Here is a 23,900-nt window from a genome sequence, read left to right as displayed (position 1 = left end):
ATTCGGCGGTGGTCACAGTGACAGATACATGCCTTTGCAATCGCCTAAATCTGTTGGTGGTCCAAACCCGTGATTATGCATTCCTTCTTGTCGGGCGGTGGCGAACTGGCCTCCCTGATCCAGTCCAAAGATTGGTCGGCAACCCCGTTAGGGCCGATCGAATCCTGGCCACAGAGCCTGCGCACCACCGTCAGCCTGTGCCTGGCGTCTAATTTCCCGATCAATATCATCTGGGGCCCCGAGAACACCCAGATCTATAACGACGGCTACAAGGTGCTGTGCGGCGAGTCGCATCCACGCGCCTTGGGCGAGGGCTACCACGTGACCTGGGCCAGTGCGTGGCCGGCCATTGGCGGGCCCTTCACCGAGGCGCTGGAGGGACAAACCAGTTTTCTGGAGAACCAGCGCATGTTCCTCACGCGCAATGGTTACCTGGAAGAGACGTTCTTCACCTTTTCCATTTCGCCCATTCGTGATGAAACCGGTGGCATCGGCGGACTGTTTCACCCGGTGACGGAAACCACGGTGACCATCCTCGCCGAGCGGCGCACCCGTGCGTTGCGCGATCTGACCGGGCAGTTGGCAGTTGCCGATGACTTGCCCAAACTGATCGCGTTGACGGTGCAGACGCTGGCGGGGTTCAACTTTGATATTCCGTTCCTGCTGTTTTATGAGTGGGACGCCCAAGGCAAGGGTTACCGCCTGGCACAACACAGCGGTATCGCCGCCGACACTGCCGCATCACCGGCCTGGATCGACGCGGCCGACACCACGCCCTGGCCGTTGGGCGCCGCGTGCGAGCAAAAGCGCACGCTGCAGGTGGACAACATCGAGGCGCTGTTTGCCGGCGTGGCTTGCGGGCCCTACCCGGAGCCGTCCCAGACCGCCTTTGTGTTGCCGCTGGTGGTGCCGGACGACACGCAGGCCCCGTTGATTCTGGTGGCCGGTGCGTCACCCCGCTTGCCGATGAACGACATTTACCGAGGGCTCTACGAACTGCTAGGGGCAGCGCTCTCGGCGGCACTGGCCACCGTGCGCGCGCGCGAGTATGAGCGCCAGCGTGCCGACGCCCTGGCGGCTATCGACCAGGCCAAGACCACCTTTTTCACCAACATCAGCCATGAATTTCGCACGCCCCTGACCTTGATGCTCGGGCCGCTGGAAGAGTCGCTGGCCTTGGGCGATACGCTGCCCGAGGATGAGCGTGAGCGGGTCACGCTGGCTTATCGCAACGGCCAGCGCCTGCTCAAGCTGGTCAACTCACTGCTGGAGTTTTCCCGCATTGAGGCCGGCCGCGCCCAGGCGACCTATGCGCCGGTGGACCTGCCGGCACTCACCGCTGACCTGGCCTCCAACTTCCGATCGGCCTGCGAGCGCGCCGGCCTGGCGTTGCTCATTGACACCACGCCCTTGCCCGAGGCGGCCTACGTCGACCGCGACATGTGGGAAAAGGTGGTGCTGAACCTGATCTCCAACGCCTTCAAATTCACCCTGGCCGGGCACATCCGCGTCAGCGTTGCGCCCACCGCCGATGGCAGCGCTGCCCAGGTGCGCGTGAGTGACACCGGCACCGGCATCGCGGCCCATGAGCTGCCGCGTTTGTTCGAGCGCTTCCACCAGATCGAAAACCCCGTCGGCCGCTCGTTCGAAGGCTCGGGGATCGGCCTGGCGCTGGTGGATGAACTGGTCAGGCTGCAGGGCGGCACGCTGGAAGTGAGCAGTGAGGTGGGGGTCGGCACGACGTTCAGCATCCGGCTGCCGCTGGGCAACCGGCATGTCCCCAAGCCGCTGCATACCGAGGCGTTGCAGTACGGTTCTACCACCAATGTGAGTGCCTACGTGGAGGAGGCGCTTGGCTGGTTGCCGGATGCGTCAGCGCTGGTTGACGAGGCCCAGACACACCCTGAGCCTGAGGCCGAGTCCTTCCAGGGCCACGTGCTGCTGGCGGACGATAATGCCGATATGCGCGCTTACGTCGCGCGCTTGCTGTACGCCGCCGGCCTGGACGTGGAAACCGTGACCGATGGGCAGGCCGCGCTGCAGGCGGCCCGCGAAAACCCGCCGCAACTGATCCTTACCGACGTGATGATGCCGGTCCTCGATGGCTTTGGCCTATTGCGCGCCGTGCGTGAAGACCCGCGCTTGCAGGCGACGCCGGTGATTCTGCTGTCGGCCCGTGCGGGTGAAGAAGCCCGCGCCGAGGGCCTGGCCGCCGGCGCCGATGACTACCTGATCAAACCGTTTTTGGCGCGCGAGCTGGTCTCCCGTGTCACCTCGCATCTGGAGCGCGCCCGCAACCGCCGCGTGGCGACATTGCGTGAAAGCGAAGCGCGGCTGCGCCTGGCGATTGACGCCGGGCAGATCGGCGAATGGGAACTGGATATCGTCGCCGACAGCTCGGTGCGCGCCGAGCGACATGACCAGATTTTCGGTTACCACGAGCGGGTGCCGCACTGGGGCATGCAGACCTTCCTGGAACATGTGCTTCCCGCAGACCGCGACGCGGTCGAGGCGGCGTTCAAGCGCGCGGTGCAGCAGGGCAGCAGCTGGGATTTCCAGTGCCGCATCCGCCGCGTAGATGACCAGCAGGTGCGCTGGATCCTGGTGCGCAGCATGCCGCAACTCGACGCCCACGGGCGCACCCTGAAAATGTTCGGTTTGGTGCAGGACATCACCGATCAGAAACGGGTCGAGCTGGGCATGCAGGCGCTCAATGAAACCCTCGAACAGCGCATCACCGAGGCCATGGAAGAGCGCAGCAAGGCCGAAGAACAACTGCGCCAGGCGCAAAAACTCGAAGCCCTTGGCCAACTCACGGGCGGCGTGGCCCATGACTTCAATAACCTGCTGACGGTGATTCGCTCTTCGCTCGACCTGCTGGAGCGTCCGGAACTGCCCGAAGCGCGGCGCAGCCGTTACCTGGCGGCGATTTCCGACACGGTCAACCGAGCGGCGCGTCTCACCGGGCAGTTACTCGCGTTCGCCCGTCGCCAGGCATTGAAGCCGCAGGCGTTCGACGTCAGCCACAGCGTGACCTCGCTGGTGGAAATGATCGAATCGCTGTGTGGTGCCCATATCCGCGTCATCACTGAGCTTGCGCCCTACGATTGTTTTGTCTATGCCGACTCCAGCCAGTTCGACTCGGCGCTGGTCAACGTGGTGGTCAATGCCCGTGATGCGATGAAGGGCGTGGGTACCCTGACCGTCGCGGTAGCCTCCGTCGACACTCTCCCGGCCCTGCGCGGCCAGCCTGCGGTGCCGGGGGCGTTTGTGGCGATCGCGGTGAGCGACACCGGCAGCGGCATACGCCCTGAGCATCTGGAGCGCATATTCGAGCCGTTTTTCACCACCAAGAACGTCGGGCAGGGCACCGGGCTTGGCCTTAGCCAGGTGTTCGGCTTTGCCAAACAATCGGGCGGCGAAGTGCGGGTCAGCACCGAATTCGGTCGAGGTTCGACGTTTACGTTGTACCTGCCCAAAGTCATTGCGCGGCCACGGGAACCCGAGGTGGAGCTTGAGGCGGCGCCGATGACCGAGGGCCGTGGCACCCATGTGCTGGTGGTGGAAGACAACGTCGAAGTGGGCACCTTTGCCACCCAGGCCCTGGAGGAACTTGGCTTTCAGGCGACCTGGGCGACGAATGCCGAGCAGGCCCTCAAGTTGTTGTCCGATGAAGCCGACGCGTTCGACGTGGTGTTTTCCGATGTGATGATGCCCGGCATGAACGGGCTCGAGCTGGCCAAGGAAATCCAACGGCTGTGGCCCGCGTTGCCCATCGTGCTTACCAGTGGCTACAGCCATGTGCTGGCGCAACAAGGCACCCACGGTTTCGACCTGCTGCACAAGCCGTATTCCATTCACCAACTGCTGCTGATTCTGCGCAGGGTCTGTTCGACACCTGCGGGCTCAGGCTGAGCGCAAGCGTAGAATCTGCGCGCCGTCGAACGGGTCGGTCAGGTAATGCGCCTGCACACCGAAGGTGGCCTGCAACCGTTGCGGGGTCAGTACCTCCAGCGGTTTACCCAGCGCCACCAGCCGGCCCCGGTCGAGCACGGCCAGGCGATCACAGGTCAGCGCCTGGTTGAGGTCGTGCAGGGCAATCAAGGTGGTGACGGGAAGCGCCTGCACGCCTTTGAGAATCGTCAGTTGGTGCTGGATGTCCAAGTGGTTGGTTGGCTCGTCCAGCAGCAGAATCTGCGGGCGTTGCGCCAGTGCGCGGGCGATATGCACGCGTTGGCGTTCGCCGCCGGAGAGGCTGCGCCAGGCGCGATGGCTCAGGTGCGTGGCGTCCACGTCGTGCAAGGCCTGGCGCACAATAGTGTCATCTTCGCTCGACCAGGGGCTCAGCGCCGACAGCCAGGGCGTGCGGCCCAGGGCGACCGCATCGAACACGCGGATGGCGTCGTCGGTATCGGCCTGTTGTTCCACCACGGCCACGTGCTGCGCGATGGCGCGGCGCGACAAGTCGACTAAACGCTTGTCGCCCAGGCGCACCTCACCGCTGGCCGGCGTACGCAACCCCGCGAGCAACTTGAGCAGGGTCGATTTGCCCGACCCGTTCGGCCCGACGATACCCAGGGTTTCACCCGCCGCAACCTCAAGGTGGACGTCGCACAGCAACTCGGCCTCGCGCACCTTGAAGCCGAGCCCACTGCAGCTCAACACACTCATCGTGCATTCCTCCGACCGATCAGGATCAGCGCAAACACCGGCGCGCCGACCAGCGCGGTGACCACCCCCACCGGAATCACCTGGCCTTTGATCAGGGTGCGCGACAGCACATCGGCGGCGATCAGGAACAACGCGCCGCCCAGGGCGCTGGCGGGCAGCAGACGGGAGTGCCCGGTGCCGAGTATCAAGCGTGCGGCATGGGGGATCACCAGCCCGACAAAGCCGATGGAGCCGACAATTGACACCATCACCGCCGTCACCACCGCCGCGCAGCCCACCAGCACGAACTGCACGCGCCGCACCGGAATGCCGAGGGCGGCCGCCGAATCCGTGCCGAAGGTAAACGCATCCAGTGCGCGACGGTGCCACAGGCACACCACCAGCCCCACGACCGCCATCGGCACCGCCAGCCACACCGACGGCCAACGCACGCCGCTGAGGTTGCCCAACAGCCAGAACATGATGCCCCGCGCCTGTTCGGAGCTGGCGGATTTGGTGATCAGGAACGCGGTGAGCGCATTGAACAGCTGCGAGCCGGCGATGCCGGCGAGGATGATCTGCCCGGTGCCGCTGGACGAGCCGCTGGCCCGCGCCAGCAGAATCACCAGCGCGAACGCGGCCATGGCGCCGACAAATGCCCCCGCCGACAACGAAACCAATCCGCCGCCCACCCCGATCAACGCGATCAGCACCGCGCCGGTCGAAGCCCCGGCGCTGATGCCCAACAGGTACGGATCGGCCAACGGGTTGCGCAGCAACGATTGCAGGATCACCCCGCACGTCGCCAGGCCCGCACCGCAGGCGCCGGCCACCAGGGCGCGGGTCAGGCGGTAGTTCCACACCACGCCTTCATCGATGGGGTCGAGTGCGTAGCCGGCCGCCCAGAGTTTGTTGGCGAGCACCTGGAGCACCACCTGCGGCGAGATGGCCGTTTCGCCGATGGCCACGCCGGCAAGCAGGGCGATCAGCAGCAGTGTGAGGGCGAGCAGGGTCCGTATCATTGCGCCAGGTCGTAGCCGTCGATGGCCGCAGCCAGTTGGTCAAGGCCGTCGAATGTGCGCAGGCTGGCCTGCAGCGCCAGGGCGTCGAGGATGATGATGCGGTTGTGTTTGACTGCGTCCATGTTGCGGGTCACGGGGTCGCTGCGCAGAAAGGCCAGCTTCTTTTCATGGTCGTCGGCGGGATAGCGGCGCCGGTCCATGCGCGCGATCACCAGGAAGGTGGGGTTGGCCTTGGCGAGGGTTTCCCAGCCGACGGCGGGCCATTCTTCATCGGACTGCACCACGTTGCGCAGGCCGAGGGTGTGCAGCATGAATTCGGGTACACCTTTATGGCCGGCCACGTAGGGGTCGCTGGCCATTTCGGCGCTGGAGAACCACACCAGCGCGCTGGCTTGCTTCAAGCCTTTGCGCTGCACGGTGGCGATGGACGTGGCCAGGCGCGCCTTGAGTTCATCGGTCAGTTGCTGGCCGCGCGCCTGTACGTCGAAGATCTCGGCCAATTGGCTGAGGCCCTTGTAGATCGTCTCGATGCGAAACGGCTGCAGTCGCGTGCCATCGGCGCCCACCCGGTTGTCTTTGTCTTCGCAGTCGGAGGGCAGCAAGTAGGTCGGAATGTTCAGTTCCTGAAACTGCTCGCGGGTGCCCACCACGCCTTGGGGCCCGACCACCCATTCCAGCTCGGCGGCCACCAGTTGCGGGCGCTTGGCGATCACTGCTTCGAAGCTCGGTTCGTTATTGGCCAGGCGCTCGATGCGCGCGTCCTGCGCCTGGTACTGCGCCAATACGGTGTTGAACCACAGCGAAGTGCCGACCACTTTATCGCCCACGCCCAACGCATACAGCATCTCGGTGGCGGCCTGGCCGATGGTCACGCTGCGCGCGGGCGCCTGCTGGAACGTGACGGGGCTGCCGCAGTTTTCCAGGGTCAGCGGGTAGTGGGTAGGCGCGGCGTGGGCCAGGGCACAGCAACCCAGGCCGATGATCAGGGCCGTAACGCGTGGCAGCATGGGGCAATCTCCGTTTGAACCGTCGGTGAAGCAGGGCAGGTACGGTACGGAAATACACCCACGAACGCTGCCGGCCGGGCAGGGCAAGGATGGCCTTCCCGGACACCCCGCCGGTTAGTGAGTCACTGGGCCGGCAGGTCTCCTGACTGATGCGTCATCGCCCGGCTCCGGCCTTCCCGGACAACGTCCAGTGGCAGTGGGGAGCAGGCTCGGCACCTACAGTTGCGGGGGCAGTTTCGATTGACGTCGCGGGCGGCGTTTCGAATTCCCTATTAGTCCCGTGGGGGAACCGGCGGCGCTATGGTAGTTGATTCGGCCCACGAGAGGGAGGTTGAAGTGACGCCGGTCACAGGCGAATGTCCCCAGGCCCCCGGATCAGCGCTTCGATCCGCGTTCCGGTGGCGCGCTCTTCGTTGCTGAAACCGTCGTAGTCGGCCAGGTTGCCGAAGCGGATACCGGTCAACCGCTCGATCTGGATCACACTGCGCTGGTAGGTTCTGAGCGGGCCGAACACCAGGTCCAGTTGGCCCAGCTCGCGGCTCTGGTCGATCATATAGGCGCTGGCGGAAGGCTTGCCGTCGTCACTAAGGTAGGCCACGACTTTCCAGAACGCCTTGGGGATTTTCACGCCCCGGTACAGGCGGTCGTCATCGGCGAACACCGGGCCGGTAAACACTGTGGCGCGGGCTTTCCAGCGCTGGGTGTTGTCGAGAATGTAGTCCTCCAGTTCCAGCCAGGTTTTCTGGTTGAAGCCGCTCATCTGCGGCGAGCAGTTGGTGAAATGGAAGGTGTCGCCGTTGGCGGTGTTTGCGTCGGCGCCCCAGTTGGGGTCCTGGCGCCGCACCAGGTGGCCACGGTCAAGGCCGTTGCCGACGTAGAGGTCTTCGCCCACCTGGGCGTCGATCGGCAGGCGGCCATCGTAGGCCCAGGTGTCGTTGCTGCGCACGATATCCACGTGCTTGGCGCCGTCGATGTTGACACCGACATACAGCGCCAACCGTCGGGAACGCGACATGCTGATGGAAAAGTGCATGTAGTCCAGGCGCCCGGGCTGGGCGTCGCTTGCCTGGTCCGGGTCCAGCGTGGGCCAGGGCACCGCGAAGCTGCCGAGAAAATCCTCGGCGTAGCCGCGCCGGTCTTGCAGGTCCTTGGCTGCGGTGACGCGGGGCGCTGCGGCCCTGGCTTCCAGCAGCGAGGGCGTAGGCGTGATCAAGGGGCGAAGGTCGGCGAGCCTTGGGCGGTAGGCCAGGTCGATTTTGACGTTGCGTGCGGGCATGGGGTATTCCTTATGCGGATCGGATAAACACGACTGCAACATGATTTCATGACAATTTGGCCCAGGCGGCAGACTCCGGTCTATCCTGAAGTCGTTAAACGGCCGTTCACCACACGCCAAAAAGGAGCCAGCTTATGTGTGTTCGCCAATCGCGCAACCCGATTTTCTGCCTGATCCCGCCGTACATGCTCGACCAGATTGCACGCCACGGCGATAAAGCCCAACGCGAAGTGGCGCTGCGTACGCGCGCCAAGGACAGCACGTTCCGCTCGTTGCGCATGGTCGCCGTGCCCGCCAGAGGCCCGGCGCGCATGGCGCTGGTGGCAGGTGCCGAGAAACAGCGCTCGATCTACAGCGCCGACAACACCGACAGCCTTCCAGGCAAGCTGATCCGCAGCGAAGGGCAACCCGCCAGCGGTGATGCGGCGGTGGACGAGGCCTATGACGGCCTGGGCGCGACTTTCGACTTTTTCGACCAGGTCTTTGACCGCAATTCCATCGACGATGCCGGCATGGCGCTGGATGCCACCGTGCACTTCGGCCAGGACTACAACAATGCGTTCTGGAATTCGACCCAGATGGTCTTTGGCGATGGCGACCAGCAGCTGTTCAATCGCTTCACCGTGGCACTCGATGTGATCGGCCATGAATTGGCCCACGGGGTCACCGAGGACGAAGCCAAACTGATGTACTTCAACCAGTCCGGTGCGTTGAACGAGTCGCTGTCGGACGTGTTCGGCTCATTGATCAAGCAATATGCACTGCAGCAAAAGGCCGAAGACGCCGATTGGCTGATCGGCAAGGGGCTGTTCACTAAAAAAATCAAAGGCACTGCCCTGCGCTCGATGAAGGCGCCCGGCACCGCGTTTGACGACAAGTTGCTGGGCAAGGACCCGCAGCCGGGGCACATGGATGATTTTGTGCACACCTACGACGACAACGGCGGCGTGCATATCAATTCCGGTATTCCCAACCATGCGTTCTATCAGGTTGCCACCCGGATCGGCGGCTTTGCCTGGGAGCGTGCCGGGCGCATCTGGTACGACGCGTTGCGCGACGCGCGGTTGCGGCCGAACTCAGGGTTTCTGCGTTTTGCACGTATCACTTACGATGTGGCCGGGCGCCTGTACGGCGCGAACAAGGATGAGCAGAAGGCCGTCAAGGAAGGTTGGAAAGCAGTGGGCATTAACGTCTGACAATCCGCCAGGGCGGAGAGGAACAGCCATGCGCATCTCGATCAAGGAAAACGGCGGCCCGGCGTTTTTTCCGGGCCTGGCCCAGCCGCGCAGTGTCGAGCTGGACAAATTGCCCGAGCAGGACCAGCTGGAATTGCGGCAACTGATCGAGAAATCGGACTTTTTCCAGTTGCCGCAAAGCACCCAACCTTCCTCCGACAACCCGGGGCAGGTGCATTACACGCTCACCGTGAGTGAAGGTGAGCGTGAACACACGGTGTGCGTCCTGGCGCCAGTGAAGTCGCAGGCGCTGGACGGGTTGGTGCAGTGCGTGCGACGGCATATTCGCTGATTGCTTAAGGTCTGATACGGCCCTTCAGGGCTGCCTGGATCCAAATGTGGGAGGGGGCTTGCCCCCGATCGCGGTGTGTCAGTGACAGATGCCTGGCTGATCCACCGCCATCGGGGGCAAGCCCCCTCCCACATTTGATGTGTGTTGAAGCCAGGGCTGTTTATTTACGATCGAACCACACCGTCTGCGCATTACAGAATTCGCGTACGCCAAAGTGCGACAGTTCGCGCCCGAACCCGCTTTTCTTCACGCCACCAAAGGCCACCCGAGGGTCGGAGACGCTGAACGCGTTGACGAAGATCCCACCGGTTTCCAGTTGGTTGGCGATGTCCCGTGCCTTCGCCGAGTCGCGGGTGAAGATACTCGCGGTCAGGCCGAATTCGCTGTCGTTGGCCAGTGCCACTGCATGGTCGGCGTCGCGTGCGGTGATGATCGACGCGACGGGGCCGAACAGTTCCTGTTTGAACGAAGTCATCTGGTCGGTGACGTCAGCCAGTACGGTGGGCTCGTAATAGTTGCCGGCCCCGTCCACTTTGTTGCCGCCGAGCAACAGGGTCGCGCCTTCTTTCACGGTGGCCTGGACCTGGCCGTGCAGTTCATCGCGCAAATCGAAGCGCGCCATGGGGCCGATGTAGGTGGCCGCCGAGGTCGGGTCGCCCATCACCAGGTTGCGGCTGGCTTCGAGGAACTTGGCGGTAAAGGCGTCGACCACGCCTTCTTCGATGATCAGGCGCTTGGCGGCGGCGCAGACTTGGCCGCTGTTCTGGAAACGGCCGATCAGCGCGGCCTGTACGGCTGCGTCGAGGTCGGCGTCGTTGAGCACGATGAACGGGTCGGAGCCGCCCAGTTCCAGCACGCATTTCTTCAGTGCCGCACCGGCCTGGGAGCCGATGGCGATACCGGCGCGCACGCTGCCGGTGAGGGTGACGGCGGCAATGCGTGGGTCGGCGATGGCGCTGGACACGCCCTCGGTCGTGACATTGATAACCTCGAACAGGCCTTCAGCGAAGCCGGCCTTTTGGAACGCCTGCTGGATCAGGTAGGCGCTGCCCATCACGTTCGGCGCATGCTTGAGCACGTAGGTGTTGCCGGCGAGCAGGGTCGGGATGGCGCCGCGCAGCACTTGCCACACCGGGAAGTTCCACGGCATCACGGCAAGGATCGGGCCCAGCGGGCGGTATTCGATGTGGGCGGTACCGTTGTCGACCAGGGTTGGCTCCGGTGCGAGCATGGCGGGGCCGTGCTGCGCATACCACTGGCTGAGCTGGGCGCACTTCTCGATTTCGGCGCGGGCCTGGGCAATCGGTTTGCCCATTTCCAGGGTGATCATCTGTGCCATGGCTTCGGCCTGGTCACGCAGGGCGCTGGCCAGTGCCAACAGCAATTCGGCGCGCTGGCCGACGGGTTGGCGGCGCCAGGTGCGGAAGGCAGCGGTGGAGCGGTTAAGCGCGGCGTCCAACTGCAATTGGCTTTCGTACGCATAGCTGGCAACGGTTTCGCCGTTGGCCGGGTTGATCGACAAGGCGTGGGTCTGGTGAGAAATAGCGTTCATGGCACCGTCCTGCTGGGATGATTGGAATGGAGCCCAGCGTATGGGCTGTATCTTTTCTGGAAACTGAATAATATTAAGCAATACGTTCACGATTGGAGAATGATTTGGATCTGGTGCAGTTGGAAATCTTCAAGGCCGTTGCCGAGCAAGGCAGCATCAGCGCCGCCGCGCAGTTGATCCATCGGGTACCGTCAAACCTGACCACCCGCATCAAACAACTGGAACAGGATCTGGGCGTGGAGTTGTTCATCCGCGAGAAGAGCCGCCTGCGCCTGTCTCCGGCCGGGTGGAATTTCCTTGGCTATGCGCGGCGTATTCTCGATCTGGTGCAAGAAGCCCGCGCAACGGTGGCGGGGGAGGAACCCCAGGGCGCGTTTGCCCTTGGTTCGCTGGAAAGTACGGCGGCGGTGCGTATTCCCGCGTTACTGGCGGCGTATAACCAGAAACACACCAAGGTCGAGCTGGACCTGAGCACGGGGCCGTCGGGCACGATGATCGAAGGCGTGCTGTCCGGGCGGCTGACGGCGGCTTTTGTCGATGGCCCGGTGCTGCACTCCACCCTGGAGGGGGTTGCGGTATTCGAGGAAGAAATGGTGGTGATCGCACCGCTGCACCATGCGCCCATTACGCGGGGGCGGGAGGTGAATGGCGAGAATATCTATACCTTCCGCTCGAACTGCTCCTACCGGCATCACTTCGAGCGTTGGTTCTCACAGGATGGCGCGATGCCGGGCAAGATCTTCGAGATCGAGTCTTACCACGGCATGCTGGCGTGCGTCAGCGCCGGAGCAGGGCTGGCGCTGATGCCGCGCAGCATGCTGGAAAGCATGCCGGGGTTTGCGGCGGTGAGCGTGTGGCCGCTGGCCGACAGCTACCGCGTGCTGAACACCTGGCTGATCTGGCGCAGGGGCACGGTGTCGCAGAGTTTGAACAGCTTCGTAAAGCTGTTGGAGGAACGCGGGTTAGTAGCAGCCTGAATCCAATGTGGGAGGGGCAGGCCCTAATCTTGTAGGAGCGAGCTTGCTCGCGAAAAACGTCAACGATAACGCGTAATTCCTGGATAAACGCGGTGGCTGTGAGTTTTTCGCGAGCAAGCTCGCTCCTACAACATCGAGAGCAAGCCCCCTCCCACAGTTTGACCTTCATCAGCCGCCGAACTGGAAGGTGCCCATGGCCAGCTTCGCCATAATCGCCGTGGCGCCCAATTGCACCAGCCACAACGCCAGGCCACCGAGAAACACACCCAGCGCCACTTGCAGCACCAGGCTTTTCTGGCGCTTGGCTTGGGGCGCGCGTGGGGTGAAGTGGTCCAGTTCGTCGCGGTCGGCGCGCAGGTCCAGGTCGTCGTTTCTCATAGGGTTCTCGCAGCAAAAGGGCAGTTGGTGTCCAGTCTAGTGGGTTCGCCAGCAAAAAGGGGGAAGCCATTGGCTTCCCCCTTCGTATAACGCTGGCAGATTTACAGCACCTGAACGATCGCGTTGGTCACAGCACCAATGTTGGACTGGTTCAACGCCGCCACACAGATACGCCCGGTATCCAGCGCATAGATGCCGAACTCGCTGCGCAAGCGGGTGACTTGCTCGACGCTCAGGCCGGAGTAGGAAAACATCCCGCGTTGGCGGCCAACGAAGCTGAAGTCGTGGCCGGGAGCCGCCTTGGCCAGTTCGGCCACCATCTGCTCGCGCATGCCGCGGATGCGCAGGCGCATTTCGGCAAGTTCGGCTTCCCACTGGGCGCGCAGCTCAGGGTTGTTCAGTACCGCTGCAACGATCGCCGCGCCGTGGGTCGGCGGGTTGGAATAGTTGGTACGGATCACACGCTTGACCTGGGACAGGATGCGCGCGCTTTCTTCCTTGGATTCGCTGACGATGGACAAGGCGCCCACGCGTTCGCCGTACAGGGAGAACGATTTGGAGAACGAGCTGGACACAAAGAAGGTCAGGCCCGATTCCGCGAACAGGCGCACGGCGGCGGCGTCTTCGTGGATGCCGTCGCCAAAGCCCTGGTAGGCCATGTCGAGGAACGGCACCAGGTTGCGGGCCTTGACCACGTCCAGCACGTTCTGCCAGTCGGCCGGGCTCAGGTCGACGCCGGTCGGGTTGTGGCAGCAGGCGTGCAACACCACGATGGACTGCGGCGGCAGGGCGTTGAGGTCGTCGAGCAGGCCGGCACGGTTGACGTCGTGGGTGGCGGCGTCGTAATAGCGGTAGTTCTGCACCGGGAAACCGGCGGTTTCGAACAGCGCGCGGTGGTTTTCCCAGCTCGGGTCGCTGATGGCGACGACGGCGTCGGGCAGCAGCTGCTTGAGGAAGTCAGCGCCGATTTTCAGCGCGCCGGTCCCGCCGACGGCCTGCACGGTAACCACGCGGCTGGCTTCGAGCAGCGGCGACTCAGCGCCGAACAGCAGGGTCTGCACGGCCTTGTCGTAGGCGGCGATCCCGTCGATCGGCAAGTAGCCACGGGCAGCGTGTTGCGCCACACGAATGGCTTCCGCTTCGGCAACGGCACGCAAGAGTGGAATCTTCCCCTCCTCGTCGCAGTAAACGCCCACGCCAAGGTTGACCTTGGTGGTTCGTGTATCAGCGTTGAATGCTTCGTTGAGGCCCAGGATTGGATCGCGTGGTGCCATTTCGACAGCGGAGAACAGGCTCATTTTTGCGGCAGCTCTATGGGGGAAGGGAGGGACGTGTCGCGCTCCAGCCGGATGCACTAGAGCGGTGCACAAACGGGGAGCTAGTATAGAGGCCATCACTGCTGAGGGCGACAGCCGAAATGGCTTTTCGGCCAAGTTTTTCGGTTTATTTGCCGACCGTTAGTCTTATTGCAATATTGATCCGGACGAAGGCACGACGATTGCCTTGAAACCCGTCACATTCGCCACCACTACTACGGCTATCATGGTTTTTTCCTGCAGCCTGCGATGACTATTCGCGGGTTGCTGAGCTATTTCGTCCCTGGCGGTGTTGAGTCTGGGGTGACCACACGAGGTACGTTATGTCGGATTTCCAGCTCGTCACCCGTTTTGAACCCGCCGGCGATCAGCCGGAAGCCATTCGCCAGATGGTCGAAGGTATCGAGGCCGGCCTGGCGCATCAGACGTTGCTCGGGGTGACCGGTTCAGGCAAGACGTTCAGCATCGCCAATGTGATCGCGCAGGTGCAGCGCCCGACCCTGGTGCTGGCGCCGAACAAGACCCTCGCCGCGCAGTTGTATGGTGAGTTCAAGGCGTTCTTTCCGAACAACGCGGTCGAATATTTCGTTTCCTACTACGACTACTATCAGCCGGAAGCGTATGTGCCGTCCTCCGATACGTTTATCGAGAAGGATGCGTCGATCAACGACCATATCGAGCAAATGCGGCTGTCGGCGACCAAAGCCCTGCTGGAACGCAAGGACGCGATCATCGTCACCACGGTGTCGTGCATTTACGGCCTGGGCAGCCCGGAAACCTATTTGAAAATGGTGCTGCACGTCGACCGTGGCGACAAACTCGACCAGCGCGAACTGCTGCGGCGCCTGACGAGCCTGCAGTACACCCGCAACGACATGGACTTTGCCCGCGCCACATTCCGCGTGCGCGGCGATGTGATCGATATCTACCCGGCAGAATCCGACCTGGAAGCGATCCGTATCGAGCTGTTCGACGACGAAGTCGAAAGCCTGTCGGCCTTCGACCCGTTGACCGGCGAAGTGATCCGCAAACTGCCGCGCTTCACCTTCTACCCGAAAAGCCACTACGTGACCCCGCGTGAAACCCTGATGGGCGCCATCGAGGGCATCAAGGTCGAGTTGGCCGAGCGCCTGGAATACCTGCGCGCCAACAACAAGTTGGTGGAGGCCCAGCGCCTGGAGCAGCGCACCCGCTTCGACCTGGAGATGATCCTGGAGCTGGGCTACTGCAACGGCATCGAAAACTACTCGCGCTACCTGTCGGGCCGCGAGTCCGGTGCGCCGCCGCCGACCCTCTATGATTACCTGCCGCCGGACGCCTTGCTGGTGATCGACGAGTCCCACGTCAGCGTGCCGCAAGTGGGCGCGATGTATAAGGGCGACCGCTCCCGCAAGGAAACCCTGGTGGAATACGGCTTCCGTCTGCCGTCGGCGCTGGATAACCGGCCGATGCGCTTTGACGAATGGGAAGCCATCAGCCCGCAGACCATCTTTGTGTCCGCCACGCCCGGCAACTATGAGGCCGAACATGCCGGCCGGGTGATCGAGCAGTTGGTGCGCCCGACTGGCCTGGTGGACCCGCAAATTGAAATCCGCCCGGCGCTGACCCAGGTTGACGACCTGCTGTCGGAAATCAACAAACGCGTGGCCCTGGAAGAGCGCGTGCTGGTCACCACGTTGACCAAGCGCATGTCCGAAGACTTGACCGATTACCTGGCCGACCACGGCGTGCGCGTGCGCTACCTGCACTCGGACATCGACACCGTGGAGCGTGTGGAAATCATTCGCGACCTGCGCCTGGGTACCTTTGATGTGCTGGTGGGCATCAACCTGCTGCGCGAAGGCCTGGACATGCCGGAGGTGTCGCTGGTGGCGATCCTGGACGCGGACAAGGAAGGTTTCCTGCGCTCCGAGCGCTCGCTGATCCAGACCATCGGCCGTGCGGCGCGTAACCTAAATGGCCGGGCGATCCTGTATGCGGACCGCATCACCGGGTCGATGGAGCGGGCGATCGGCGAGACCGATCGCCGTCGCGAGAAGCAGATCGCGTTCAACCTGGAGCATGGCATCACGCCCAAAGGCGTGTTCAAGGATGTCGCCGACATCATGGAAGGCGCCACCGTGCCCGGCTCGCGCAGCAAGAAGCGCAAGGGCATGGCCAAGGCCGCCGAAGAAAGCGCCAAGTACGAGAACGAACTGCGCTCGCCGAGTGAGATCACCAAGCGGATTCGCCAGTTGGAAGAGAAGATGTACCAGTTGGCGCGCGATCTTGAGTTCGAGGCCGCGGCGCAGACGCGGGATGAGATTGGCAAGTTGCGCGAGCGCTTGCTCACCGTATAAAACCACTCACTGTAGGAGCGAGCTTGCTCGCGAAAATCGTCAACGATAACGCGGGGTCTTCTGGCTAAACGTGGTGTCCTTGCGTTCTTCGCGAGCAAGCTCGCTCCTACAATAAGGCGCTTTGGGCTGTTACCATTCGCCCCTTGTTTCAATTTTCAGTTATATCGCCCATTCGAGACCTGCCATGACCACCGTCCGCACGCGCATTGCGCCATCGCCTACTGGGGATCCCCACGTCGGCACTGCTTACATCGCCTTGTTCAACTACTGCTTTGCCAAGCAGCACGGCGGTGAATTCATCCTGCGGATCGAAGACACCGATCAACTGCGCTCCACCCGTGAGTCCGAGCAGCAGATTTTCGATGCGCTGCGCTGGCTGGGTATCACCTGGGCCGAAGGCCCGGACGTCGGCGGCCCTCACGGCCCGTATCGCCAGAGCGAGCGCAGCGACATCTATAAAAAGTACACCCAGCAGTTGGTGGACATGGGCCATGCGTTCCCCTGTTTCTGCACCGCCGAAGAACTCGACCAGATGCGTGCCGAGCAACAGGCCCGTGGCGAGACGCCGCGCTACGACGGCCGTGCATTGCTGCTATCGAAAGAAGAAGTGGCCGCGCGCCTGGCCGCCGGCGAGCCCCATGTGATCCGCATGAAAGTGCCGAGCGAAGGCGTATGCGTGGTGCCGGACATGCTGCGCGGTGACGTCGAAATCCCGTGGGATCGCATGGACATGCAGGTGCTGATGAAGACCGACGGCCTGCCGACCTACTTCCTGGCCAATGTGGTCGACGATCACCTGATGGGCATCACCCACGTGCTGCGCGGCGAAGAATGGCTGCCGTCGGCGCCCAAGCTGATCCTGCTTTACGAATACTTCGGTTGGGAACAGCCGCAGCTGTGCTACATGCCGCTGCTGCGTAACCCGGACAAGAGCAAGCTGTCCAAGCGCAAGAACCCGACGTCGGTGACCTTCTACGAGCGCATGGGCTTCATGCCCGAGGCGATGCTCAATTACCTGGGCCGCATGGGCTGGTCCATGCCCGACGAGCGCGAGAAGTTCTCGCTGCAGGAAATGGTCGATCACTTCGACCTGTCCCGCGTCTCCCTGGGCGGACCGATTTTCGATATCGAGAAGCTGTCGTGGCTCAACGGCCAGTGGCTGCGTGACCTGCCGGTGCAAGAGTTCGCCAGCCGCGTGCAGCAATGGGCGCTCAACCCCGAGTACATGATGAAGATCGCGCCGCTGGTGCAGGGCAGGGTGGAAACGTTCAGCCAGGTTGCGCCGTTGGCCAGCTTCTTCTTCGCCGGTGGTGTGAACCCGGACGTCAAGCTGTTCGAATCGAAAAAGCTCTCGGGCGACCAGGTGCGCCAACTGATGCAGTTGATCCTGTGGAAGCTCGAAAGCCTGCGCCAGTGGGAGAAGGATGCGATCACGGCGACGATCCAGGCGGTGGTCGAGTCCCTGGAACTGAAGTTGCGCGATGCCATGCCGCTGATGTTTGCCGCGATTACCGGGCAGGCCAGTTCGGTGTCGGTGCTCGACGCGATGGAAATCCTCGGCCCGGACCTCACGCGTTTCCGTCTGCGCCAAGCCCTTGATTTGCTTGGTGGTGTTTCAAAGAAAGAAAACAAAGAGTGGGAAAAACTGCTGGGCGCTATCGCTTAAGCAGGCGGCTGTAAGCACGAAACCCCGGTTTTCCGGGGTTTCGTCGGTAAGTGATTGTTATCCCGGCAAAAAATTTTGAAAATTGTTGAAAATAAATTTGACACGTTTCGAAACCGCCATTAAGATTCGCCCCGTCCTCACCAATGAGGGGCTATAGCTCAGCTGGGAGAGCGCTTGCATGGCATGCAAGAGGTCAACGGTTCGATCCCGTTTAGCTCCACCAATTTACAGGTTCAAGGTCTGGCCACACCGTCCTTGAATCGATCGGCACTCAGCGCCGATCAGTTGTACAGAAGGTTTTGTCCCCTTCGTCTAGTGGCCTAGGACACCGCCCTTTCACGGCGGTAACAGGGGTTCGAGTCCCCTAGGGGACGCCAGTTTCAACAAGCAGTTCGAAAGGTCTGCTGCGCCGCCAGGCGAAAAATCGGGGCTATAGCTCAGCTGGGAGAGCGCTTGCATGGCATGCAAGAGGTCAACGGTTCGATCCCGTTTAGCTCCACCAATTTACAGGTTCAAGGTTCCGGCCACACCGTCCTTGAATCGATCGGCCCAAACACCGATCACTGTACAGAAGGTTTGTGTCCCCTTCGTCTAGTGGCCTAGGACACCGCCCTTTCACGGCGGTAACAGGGGTTCGAGTCCCCTAGGGGACGCCACGATTACCCGCTTTGCGGGATTTTTAAGGGTCATTCAATTATTGAATGGCCCTTTTGTTTGTCTGGCGTTTGGCCAACTCTCTCCTTACTTCCTTTTTGCGTTCTGACCAGCGGTTACGCTTCTCGCTTGCGCAATATTATTATGGTAATAATATTCAACCCATGACAGACGGAGGCTTTGATGAGCGACAAGAAAGCGCAAACTCGCGAACGCATATTGCAGGCTGCCAGCGCGGCCTTGGTCCAGCGTGGCCCGGCTGAGCCGAGCGTCGGCGAAGTCATGGGGGCGGCGGGGCTGACGGTCGGTGGTTTTTACGCGCACTTTGAAAGCAAGGACGCACTGATGCTGGAGGCGTTCACTCAACTACTGGCCAAGCGCCGCGCGGCGATCGAAGACATCGACTCTACACTGGCCGGCGAAGAGCGCCGCAGCTTGGTGGCGGCGTTTTACTTGTCGCGCAAACATCGCGACTCCACGGCCCAGGCGTGTCCGCTGCCGGCGACCGTCGGCGAGATGGGTCGTTTGCCGGACGAATTCCGCCAGGCCTTGAGCGAACACTGCGAGCTGATGGCGGCCCAACTGGCGGCCAGCCCGGAAGACACCGACAAGGCGCTGGCCGACATGGCGCTGATGATCGGCGGCCTGACACTGGCGCGGGCCCTCGGCCCCGGCGAGCTATCCGATCGTGTGCTGCGCGCCGCCAAGTCGGCGGTACGCTGAAGAGGGTTCACCGCATGGGCGACTTGACCTGGGTTCGTGGCTTCAACGGCACTGTCGGCCGACTTGCACCGCGAATAGCGGCCAACAGGATGCGTCGCACTTTCATGACGCCCCGTGAGCTGCCGCCGCGCGCGTGGGAGCTGCCGTTGCTGGCGCAAGCGGAGCGCGTCACCTTGCGTTTCGGCCTGTCGGCCCTGCGTTGGGGGCAGGGGCCAGCGGTGTTACTGATGCACGGTTGGGAAGGGCGGCCTACCCAGTTCGCCAGCCTGATTACGGCATTGGTAGAGAACGGCTATTCGGTGATTGCGCTGGACGGCCCGGCCCATGGGCATTCGCCGGGGCGCGAAGCAAACGTGCTGTTGTTCGCCCGTGCCATGCTCGAGGCGGCGGCTGAGTTGCCTGCGCTGCATGCGGTGGTCGGCCACTCGATGGGCGGCGCCAGCGCGATGCTGGCGGTGCAACTGGGGCTGCGCACGCAGGCGTTGGTGAGCATCGCTGCACCATCGCGGTTCCTCGATGCGCTGCGCGGTTTCACGCGAATGGTAGGGTTGCCGCCGCGCGCACGTTCGGCGTTTATCCACGCGGTGGAGCTGTCTTTCGGCATGCAGCTCAAGCACTTGGATGTCGCCCATTACCACATGAACCTTCCCGGCCTGATCGTGCACGCCGAAGACGATACGTTCGTCCCGGTCAAAGCCTCTCAAGCCATTCACGAGGCCTGGTTCGACAGCCGCCTGCTGCGCCTGGAGCAGGGCGGGCATCAGAAGGTCCTGGCCGACCCGCGTGTGATCGAAGGCGTACTTGCCCTATTGGCGAGCTGCCATGTACAGGCGCGCCAAACCGCCTGATACACTGCGCCCGCCGACATCAATCGACTGGAGCAAGGCATGGGCTGGGATTTGGCAACGCCGTTTATCATCGATCTGCAGGTCGCCCCTGAGGACATCGACGGACTGGGGCACGCCAATAACGCGGTGTACGTGTCCTGGCTGGAGCGTTGCGCCTGGCGCCATTCCCAGCGCCTGGGGCTGGACCTCACCGAGTATCGGCGCCTGGACCGCGCCATGGCCGTGGTGCGTCATGAGATCGACTACCTTGCGGCCGGCTACGAAGGCGATGAACTGCAACTGGCCACGTGGATCGTCGATTGGGACCAGCGCCTGAAGATGACGCGGCGTTTCCAGCTGGTACGCCCGCGTGACGGCGCCACCTTGTTGCGTGCGCAAACCACCTTTGTGTGCATCGAGCTGTCCAGCGGCCGGCCCAAACGCATGCCTGTCGAGTTTATCGAAGGCTACGGGCCTGCGCTGACAGGGGGTTAACGGTTGTTGGGGGAAAACCAGTAAACTGCGTCACGATTTTTGTTGAGTGTTTTCCATGCAAATTGCTTTGGCGCCCATGGAGGGGTTGGTCGACAACATCCTGCGGGACGTGCTGACCCGCGTGGGCGGTATCGACTGGTGCGTGACCGAATTCATCCGCGTCAACGACCGCCTGCTCACCCCTGCCTATTTCCACAAGCTCGCCCCGGAACTGCTGCACGGCGCCCAGACTGCGGCGGGCGTGCCGTTGCGCGTGCAATTGCTGGGGTCTGACCCGGTATGCCTGGCGGAAAACGCCGCCCTGGCCTGCGAGTTGGGGTCGCAGGTGATCGACCTCAATTTCGGCTGCCCGGCCAAGACCGTCAACAAGTCCCGAGGCGGTGCCGTACTGCTCAAGGAGCCGGAGCTGCTCAACCGGATCGTGGAGCATGTGCGCCGTGCGGTGCCGGCCCATATTCCGGTCACCGCTAAAATGCGCCTGGGCTTCGACAGCCCGGATGGCGCGCTGGTCTGCGCCACGGCGCTGGCCGAAGGCGGCGCCGCGCATATTGTGGTGCATGCACGTACTAAAACCGATGGCTACAAGCCGCCAGCCCATTGGGAGTGGATCCCGCGGGTGCAGGAAGTGGTCAAGGTGCCGGTGTTTGCCAATGGTGACATCTGGAGCGTCGAAGATTGGAAACGTTGCCGCGAAGTCAGCGGCGCCGAAGACATCATGCTGGGCCGTGGCCTGGTGGCGCGCCCTGACCTGGCGCGGCAGATCGCGGCGGCGCGCGCAGGGCAAGAGGTGGTGGAAATGACCTGGGCCGAAATGCAGCCGATGCTCCAGGAGTTCTGGACCCAATCGGTGGCGCAATTGACTGAGCGCCAGGCGCCCGGCCGCTTGAAGCAATGGCTGGCGATGCTGACGCGCAATTACCCCGAAGCGGTGCAGCTGTTTACGGCGATGCGCCGCGAGACCGACCTGGAGCAGGTCAGTCGCCTGTTGGGGATGCCTCATCCACTGGCTGCCTGACGCCAGTCAACGACCACTGCTTATATCCATCTAAAGAAGGCGCCACTGCAGGCGCCTTTTTTTTGTCGGCGAGTTAACACAAACCACCGACGAGTAGATGCACGAAATGTTATCGATGAGTGACTTGCCTACCGAGTATTAGCGCGTGTGACCACACTTGAACCTCAAATAAGCCATGAATCAAGGCTTGGCGGAAATTGTCCATGAGGCAAAGTCTGATAATGCGCTTTGGTTTCCTTATATGAACTGCGAATTTCGGAACTCGATAGCCTAACTTCCCACGAATGGGGGGACTGCGAAACAGCGCTGTGGTTACTCAGTCTTAAAACTATCACCCCCTCTGGCCATTAACCGGTCAGGTTGTATGGAATAAAGGAACTCGCGAATGTCTATGTCGATTCACACTCCGCCTTTGGTAAGGGGCGATACATCTGGCCTTGATCAGCCAGCAGTTTCGAACAATAAGCTTATTGTAAAGCCGAACGCTCAGACCCCTGGTGCAACGGTGCTTCAGACGTCATTGCGTCTTGACGATACTCAAGGTTTGCGCAATACGGCGCTGACCCCCGAGACTGCTTTGCGGCAACTGTTCGATATGCTGGAAGGCATCTTCAGGACCATGCGCGACATATTTTCAGGCAAGACTGCGATTAAGCCCGATCCGGACAAACAACCGGTTGCGCCGGACACTCGCAAGGAGCTGGTCAAGCCGGATGCAGGCAAGTTGCCGGTGCTGCCGGATGCCCGCAAGGAGCTGGTCAAGCCGGATGCAGGCAAGTTGCCGGTGCTGCCGGATGCCCGCAAGGAGCTGGTCAAGCCGGATGCAGGCAAGTTGCCGGTGCTGCCGGATGCCCCCAAGGAGCTGGTCAAGCCGGACGCAGGCAAGTTGCCGGTGCTACCGGATGCCCGCAAGGAGCTGGTCAAGCCGGACGCCGCCACGGTGCGAGTGCTGCCGCAACCTGCTGATGTTTCGGTCATCGTGCCCGACGGGAATAAGCCGCGCCCCTCGCCATTTCCGCCAACGGTGCCCAAGCCCGAGATAAGCGTGAACAATGACCCCAAGACAAACGTTCAGGTGAATGTGGTCCTTAATCATTGCCACTGCCCGGATGGAAAGGTGTCGCCGGACCGACTGCCGACACCGAGGGTTTCCACGGATACGCGGCCTCAGCCACCCATACTGCCAGACGTCCAGCCCCAGCCAGCGGTGCTTCCGGGCAATATCCCGAGGCCGAACGTGCCGATGGATATCAAGCCTCAACCCCAGGTGTTGCCGGATACAAAACCGACGCCTTTGCCCGACACTCCCGCCCCGGATCTGACCAGTCCAGGTCCTGTCGACGCTGGCAGGCATGGACGCTTTAATCATCGGCTAAGTTCCAGGTTCTAACGATAGCTGTCGCGTTTCAATCTTTTATAAGTGCAGGCATCTTTTCGAAAGTTCGTTTCGAGGAGATGCCTGTGTGGAGAACTCTATGTCACTCTTTCCAATTAATAATATTGCGCGAGTCATTGATGTAAGGCCGTCCCTGCCAATCGATGCACTCACTGCAAGTAATGAAACTGCGATCAGACCCAATGTCGGTCGCGAGTCGGTCAGGACAATGCCTGTCATGGCATATGGTGATAGATCGCAAAGTTTGCCAAATGTCGGGATTGACTTGCCATTGGTCAATGCAATTGTGGCTTTATTTAATTCCCTCTTTACTCAGCTGCTCGCTCTCGTGGCTGATAAAAAAGACAAGCATGTTCCTGACACTAATCCTTTGCCCCCGCTTATTATTCCGCAGGTAACACCTCAACCGGTATTACCCAGGCCTGATGCCGCAGCGAACATTCCGGGTTTGTCGAACAAGCGCGGCGGTGCGAAGCCGGACAATATCTGGAGTGGCTTCCGCCAGGGCCCGGACGGTAATTGTGTAACAGTGTCGGCTATCAAGGCTGCGATGTATCGATTCGGTCAAAGCCCCACGGATATTTTCAAGGAGGTGACCAAGACGAACGACGGTTATCAGGTGCTTATGCGTGATGGCTTTCGGCTCACATTGACCGACCGCGAGCTGGCGGACGGCGCCCGGGGCGCCAAGTTCAGCGGGCCTGACACAGGTATGCTGAAGGATGCTCAGTTCCTGTTCGCCGTCAGCGCCAAGCGTGCGCAGATGGAAAACAACGATCGTACGGCCGGTCGCAGTTTTCAGGCCGCGATCCGTAGTCTGAACGATGGAGAGGATGAGAGCGGTCCGGGAGAAGGCTTTCTGCGCCTTGGGTTGAAAGGCCACATGAAAAGAGTGTCGGTACGTGAGCTCGCCCAAGGGCAGATAGGCATGTGCAACCGGACCGGGCATTCTGTGGCCGTCATCAACGGCCGCGAGGAGTTATGGGGGAAACAGGGACGAGTCCCGACGCATGGTCATGCCGTCGCACTGATGTGACCGTGATGCACCTGGGCAGGGATAACCCAGGCTGCATTAGTTTC

Annotated in this window: 19 protein-coding genes, 4 tRNA genes and 1 riboswitch; of the genes, 16 read left to right on the top strand and 7 right to left on the bottom strand. The window is 62.0% G+C overall.

The window, feature by feature from the left end:
• Window positions 1-75: 75 nt before the first annotated feature.
• Window positions 76-3,915, top strand: a complete 3,840-nt coding sequence (locus tag C4J90_RS17475; protein WP_256658990.1) for an ATP-binding protein — start codon at window positions 76-78, stop codon at window positions 3,913-3,915.
• Here the strand turns inward: C4J90_RS17475 and C4J90_RS17470 are convergent.
• The 4 genes from C4J90_RS17470 to C4J90_RS17455 all read right to left on the bottom strand — a co-directional run bounded on the left by C4J90_RS17470 (window position 3,907) and on the right by C4J90_RS17455 (window position 7,955).
• The gene (locus C4J90_RS17470) at window positions 3,907-4,671 is read right to left on the bottom strand and encodes an ABC transporter ATP-binding protein (RefSeq protein WP_124420438.1); all 765 of its coding nucleotides are present in this window, start codon (window positions 4,669-4,671) and stop codon (window positions 3,907-3,909) included. The two genes, C4J90_RS17475 and C4J90_RS17470, sit on opposite strands and share 9 nt — an antisense overlap.
• On the bottom strand, window positions 4,668-5,672 hold the full coding sequence (locus tag C4J90_RS17465) for an iron ABC transporter permease (protein ID WP_124420437.1): 1,005 nt from the start codon (window positions 5,670-5,672) through the stop codon (window positions 4,668-4,670). Before C4J90_RS17465 ends, C4J90_RS17470 begins: the two co-directional genes overlap by 4 nt.
• Window positions 5,669-6,679, bottom strand: coding sequence for an ABC transporter substrate-binding protein (locus tag C4J90_RS17460; protein ID WP_124420436.1), 1,011 nt, complete (start codon window positions 6,677-6,679; stop codon window positions 5,669-5,671). Before C4J90_RS17460 ends, C4J90_RS17465 begins: the two co-directional genes overlap by 4 nt.
• A gap of 114 nt (window positions 6,680-6,793) precedes the next feature.
• A riboswitch (cobalamin riboswitch) is annotated at window positions 6,794-6,988 on the bottom strand.
• Between the two features lie 37 nt (window positions 6,989-7,025).
• Window positions 7,026-7,955 carry a DNA/RNA non-specific endonuclease gene (locus C4J90_RS17455; RefSeq protein WP_124420435.1) on the bottom strand — a complete coding sequence of 310 codons (930 nt, stop codon included), beginning with the start codon at window positions 7,953-7,955 and terminating at the stop codon, window positions 7,026-7,028.
• Window positions 7,956-8,089: 134 nt separating this feature from the next.
• Here C4J90_RS17455 and C4J90_RS17450 point away from each other — a divergent pair, with 134 nt between their 5' ends.
• Together C4J90_RS17450 and C4J90_RS17445 are read left to right on the top strand one after the other, a co-directional pair.
• Window positions 8,090-9,151, top strand: a complete 1,062-nt coding sequence (locus tag C4J90_RS17450; protein WP_124363619.1) for a M4 family metallopeptidase — start codon at window positions 8,090-8,092, stop codon at window positions 9,149-9,151.
• Between the two features lie 28 nt (window positions 9,152-9,179).
• Window positions 9,180-9,482, top strand: a complete 303-nt coding sequence (locus tag C4J90_RS17445) for a protealysin inhibitor emfourin (RefSeq protein WP_124420434.1) — start codon at window positions 9,180-9,182, stop codon at window positions 9,480-9,482.
• Between the two features lie 160 nt (window positions 9,483-9,642).
• Here the strand turns inward: C4J90_RS17445 and C4J90_RS17440 are convergent, their stop codons facing one another.
• Window positions 9,643-11,034, bottom strand: a complete 1,392-nt coding sequence (locus C4J90_RS17440; protein ID WP_124420433.1) for an aldehyde dehydrogenase family protein — start codon at window positions 11,032-11,034, stop codon at window positions 9,643-9,645.
• Window positions 11,035-11,138: 104 nt separating this feature from the next.
• On the opposite strand from C4J90_RS17440, the gene C4J90_RS17435 reads away from it, so the two are divergent.
• A complete protein-coding gene (locus C4J90_RS17435) occupies window positions 11,139-12,011 on the top strand; it encodes a LysR family transcriptional regulator (protein WP_124369000.1) in 873 nt (290 codons plus the stop codon).
• 168 nt (window positions 12,012-12,179) lie between these two features.
• On the opposite strand, the gene C4J90_RS17430 is transcribed toward C4J90_RS17435, so the two are convergent.
• Together C4J90_RS17430 and C4J90_RS17425 are read right to left on the bottom strand one after the other, a co-directional pair.
• Complete coding sequence (locus C4J90_RS17430) at window positions 12,180-12,389, bottom strand: hypothetical protein (protein WP_124363615.1); 210 nt, start codon at window positions 12,387-12,389, stop codon at window positions 12,180-12,182.
• A 101-nt stretch (window positions 12,390-12,490) separates the two neighbouring features.
• Window positions 12,491-13,687 (bottom strand): amino acid aminotransferase, encoded by a 1,197-nt coding sequence (locus C4J90_RS17425; RefSeq protein ID WP_124420432.1) that lies wholly within the window; start codon window positions 13,685-13,687, stop codon window positions 12,491-12,493.
• Between the two features lie 341 nt (window positions 13,688-14,028).
• On the opposite strand from C4J90_RS17425, the gene uvrB reads away from it, so the two are divergent.
• The 12 genes from uvrB to C4J90_RS26930 all read left to right on the top strand — a co-directional run bounded on the left by uvrB (window position 14,029) and on the right by C4J90_RS26930 (window position 23,856).
• Window positions 14,029-16,044 (top strand): excinuclease ABC subunit UvrB, encoded by a 2,016-nt coding sequence (gene uvrB / locus C4J90_RS17420; protein ID WP_124363613.1) that lies wholly within the window; start codon window positions 14,029-14,031, stop codon window positions 16,042-16,044.
• Window positions 16,045-16,228: 184 nt separating this feature from the next.
• The gene (gene gltX, locus C4J90_RS17415) at window positions 16,229-17,710 is read left to right on the top strand and encodes a glutamate--tRNA ligase (protein WP_124415143.1); all 1,482 of its coding nucleotides are present in this window, start codon (window positions 16,229-16,231) and stop codon (window positions 17,708-17,710) included.
• A gap of 147 nt (window positions 17,711-17,857) precedes the next feature.
• Window positions 17,858-17,933: transfer RNA gene (locus tag C4J90_RS17410), tRNA-Ala, on the top strand.
• A 78-nt stretch (window positions 17,934-18,011) separates the two neighbouring features.
• Window positions 18,012-18,087 (top strand) — tRNA-Glu (locus C4J90_RS17405).
• Between the two features lie 49 nt (window positions 18,088-18,136).
• Window positions 18,137-18,212 (top strand) — tRNA-Ala (locus tag C4J90_RS17400).
• A 78-nt stretch (window positions 18,213-18,290) separates the two neighbouring features.
• Window positions 18,291-18,366 (top strand) — tRNA-Glu (locus C4J90_RS17395).
• Between the two features lie 181 nt (window positions 18,367-18,547).
• A complete protein-coding gene (locus C4J90_RS17390) occupies window positions 18,548-19,087 on the top strand; it encodes a TetR/AcrR family transcriptional regulator (RefSeq protein ID WP_124363611.1) in 540 nt (179 codons plus the stop codon).
• Window positions 19,088-19,101: 14 nt separating this feature from the next.
• Window positions 19,102-19,935 carry an alpha/beta fold hydrolase gene (locus tag C4J90_RS17385; RefSeq protein ID WP_124420431.1) on the top strand — a complete coding sequence of 278 codons (834 nt, stop codon included), beginning with the start codon at window positions 19,102-19,104 and terminating at the stop codon, window positions 19,933-19,935.
• Window positions 19,936-19,974: 39 nt separating this feature from the next.
• Complete coding sequence (locus tag C4J90_RS17380; RefSeq protein ID WP_124363609.1) at window positions 19,975-20,409, top strand: thioesterase family protein; 435 nt, start codon at window positions 19,975-19,977, stop codon at window positions 20,407-20,409.
• Window positions 20,410-20,464: 55 nt separating this feature from the next.
• Window positions 20,465-21,424 carry a tRNA-dihydrouridine synthase gene (locus C4J90_RS17375; RefSeq protein WP_124415141.1) on the top strand — a complete coding sequence of 320 codons (960 nt, stop codon included), beginning with the start codon at window positions 20,465-20,467 and terminating at the stop codon, window positions 21,422-21,424.
• A 385-nt stretch (window positions 21,425-21,809) separates the two neighbouring features.
• On the top strand, window positions 21,810-22,814 hold the full coding sequence (locus tag C4J90_RS17370; RefSeq protein WP_124420430.1) for a hypothetical protein: 1,005 nt from the start codon (window positions 21,810-21,812) through the stop codon (window positions 22,812-22,814).
• Between the two features lie 85 nt (window positions 22,815-22,899).
• The gene (locus tag C4J90_RS26930) at window positions 22,900-23,856 is read left to right on the top strand and encodes a hypothetical protein (protein WP_256658877.1); all 957 of its coding nucleotides are present in this window, start codon (window positions 22,900-22,902) and stop codon (window positions 23,854-23,856) included.
• Window positions 23,857-23,900 lie beyond the last annotated feature (44 nt).

Origin of the sequence: Pseudomonas sp. R2-60-08W (assembly GCF_003852335.1) — a bacterium.
Lineage (GTDB): Bacteria > Pseudomonadota > Gammaproteobacteria > Pseudomonadales > Pseudomonadaceae > Aquipseudomonas.
This window is presented reverse-complemented; position numbering and strand designations above follow the sequence as displayed.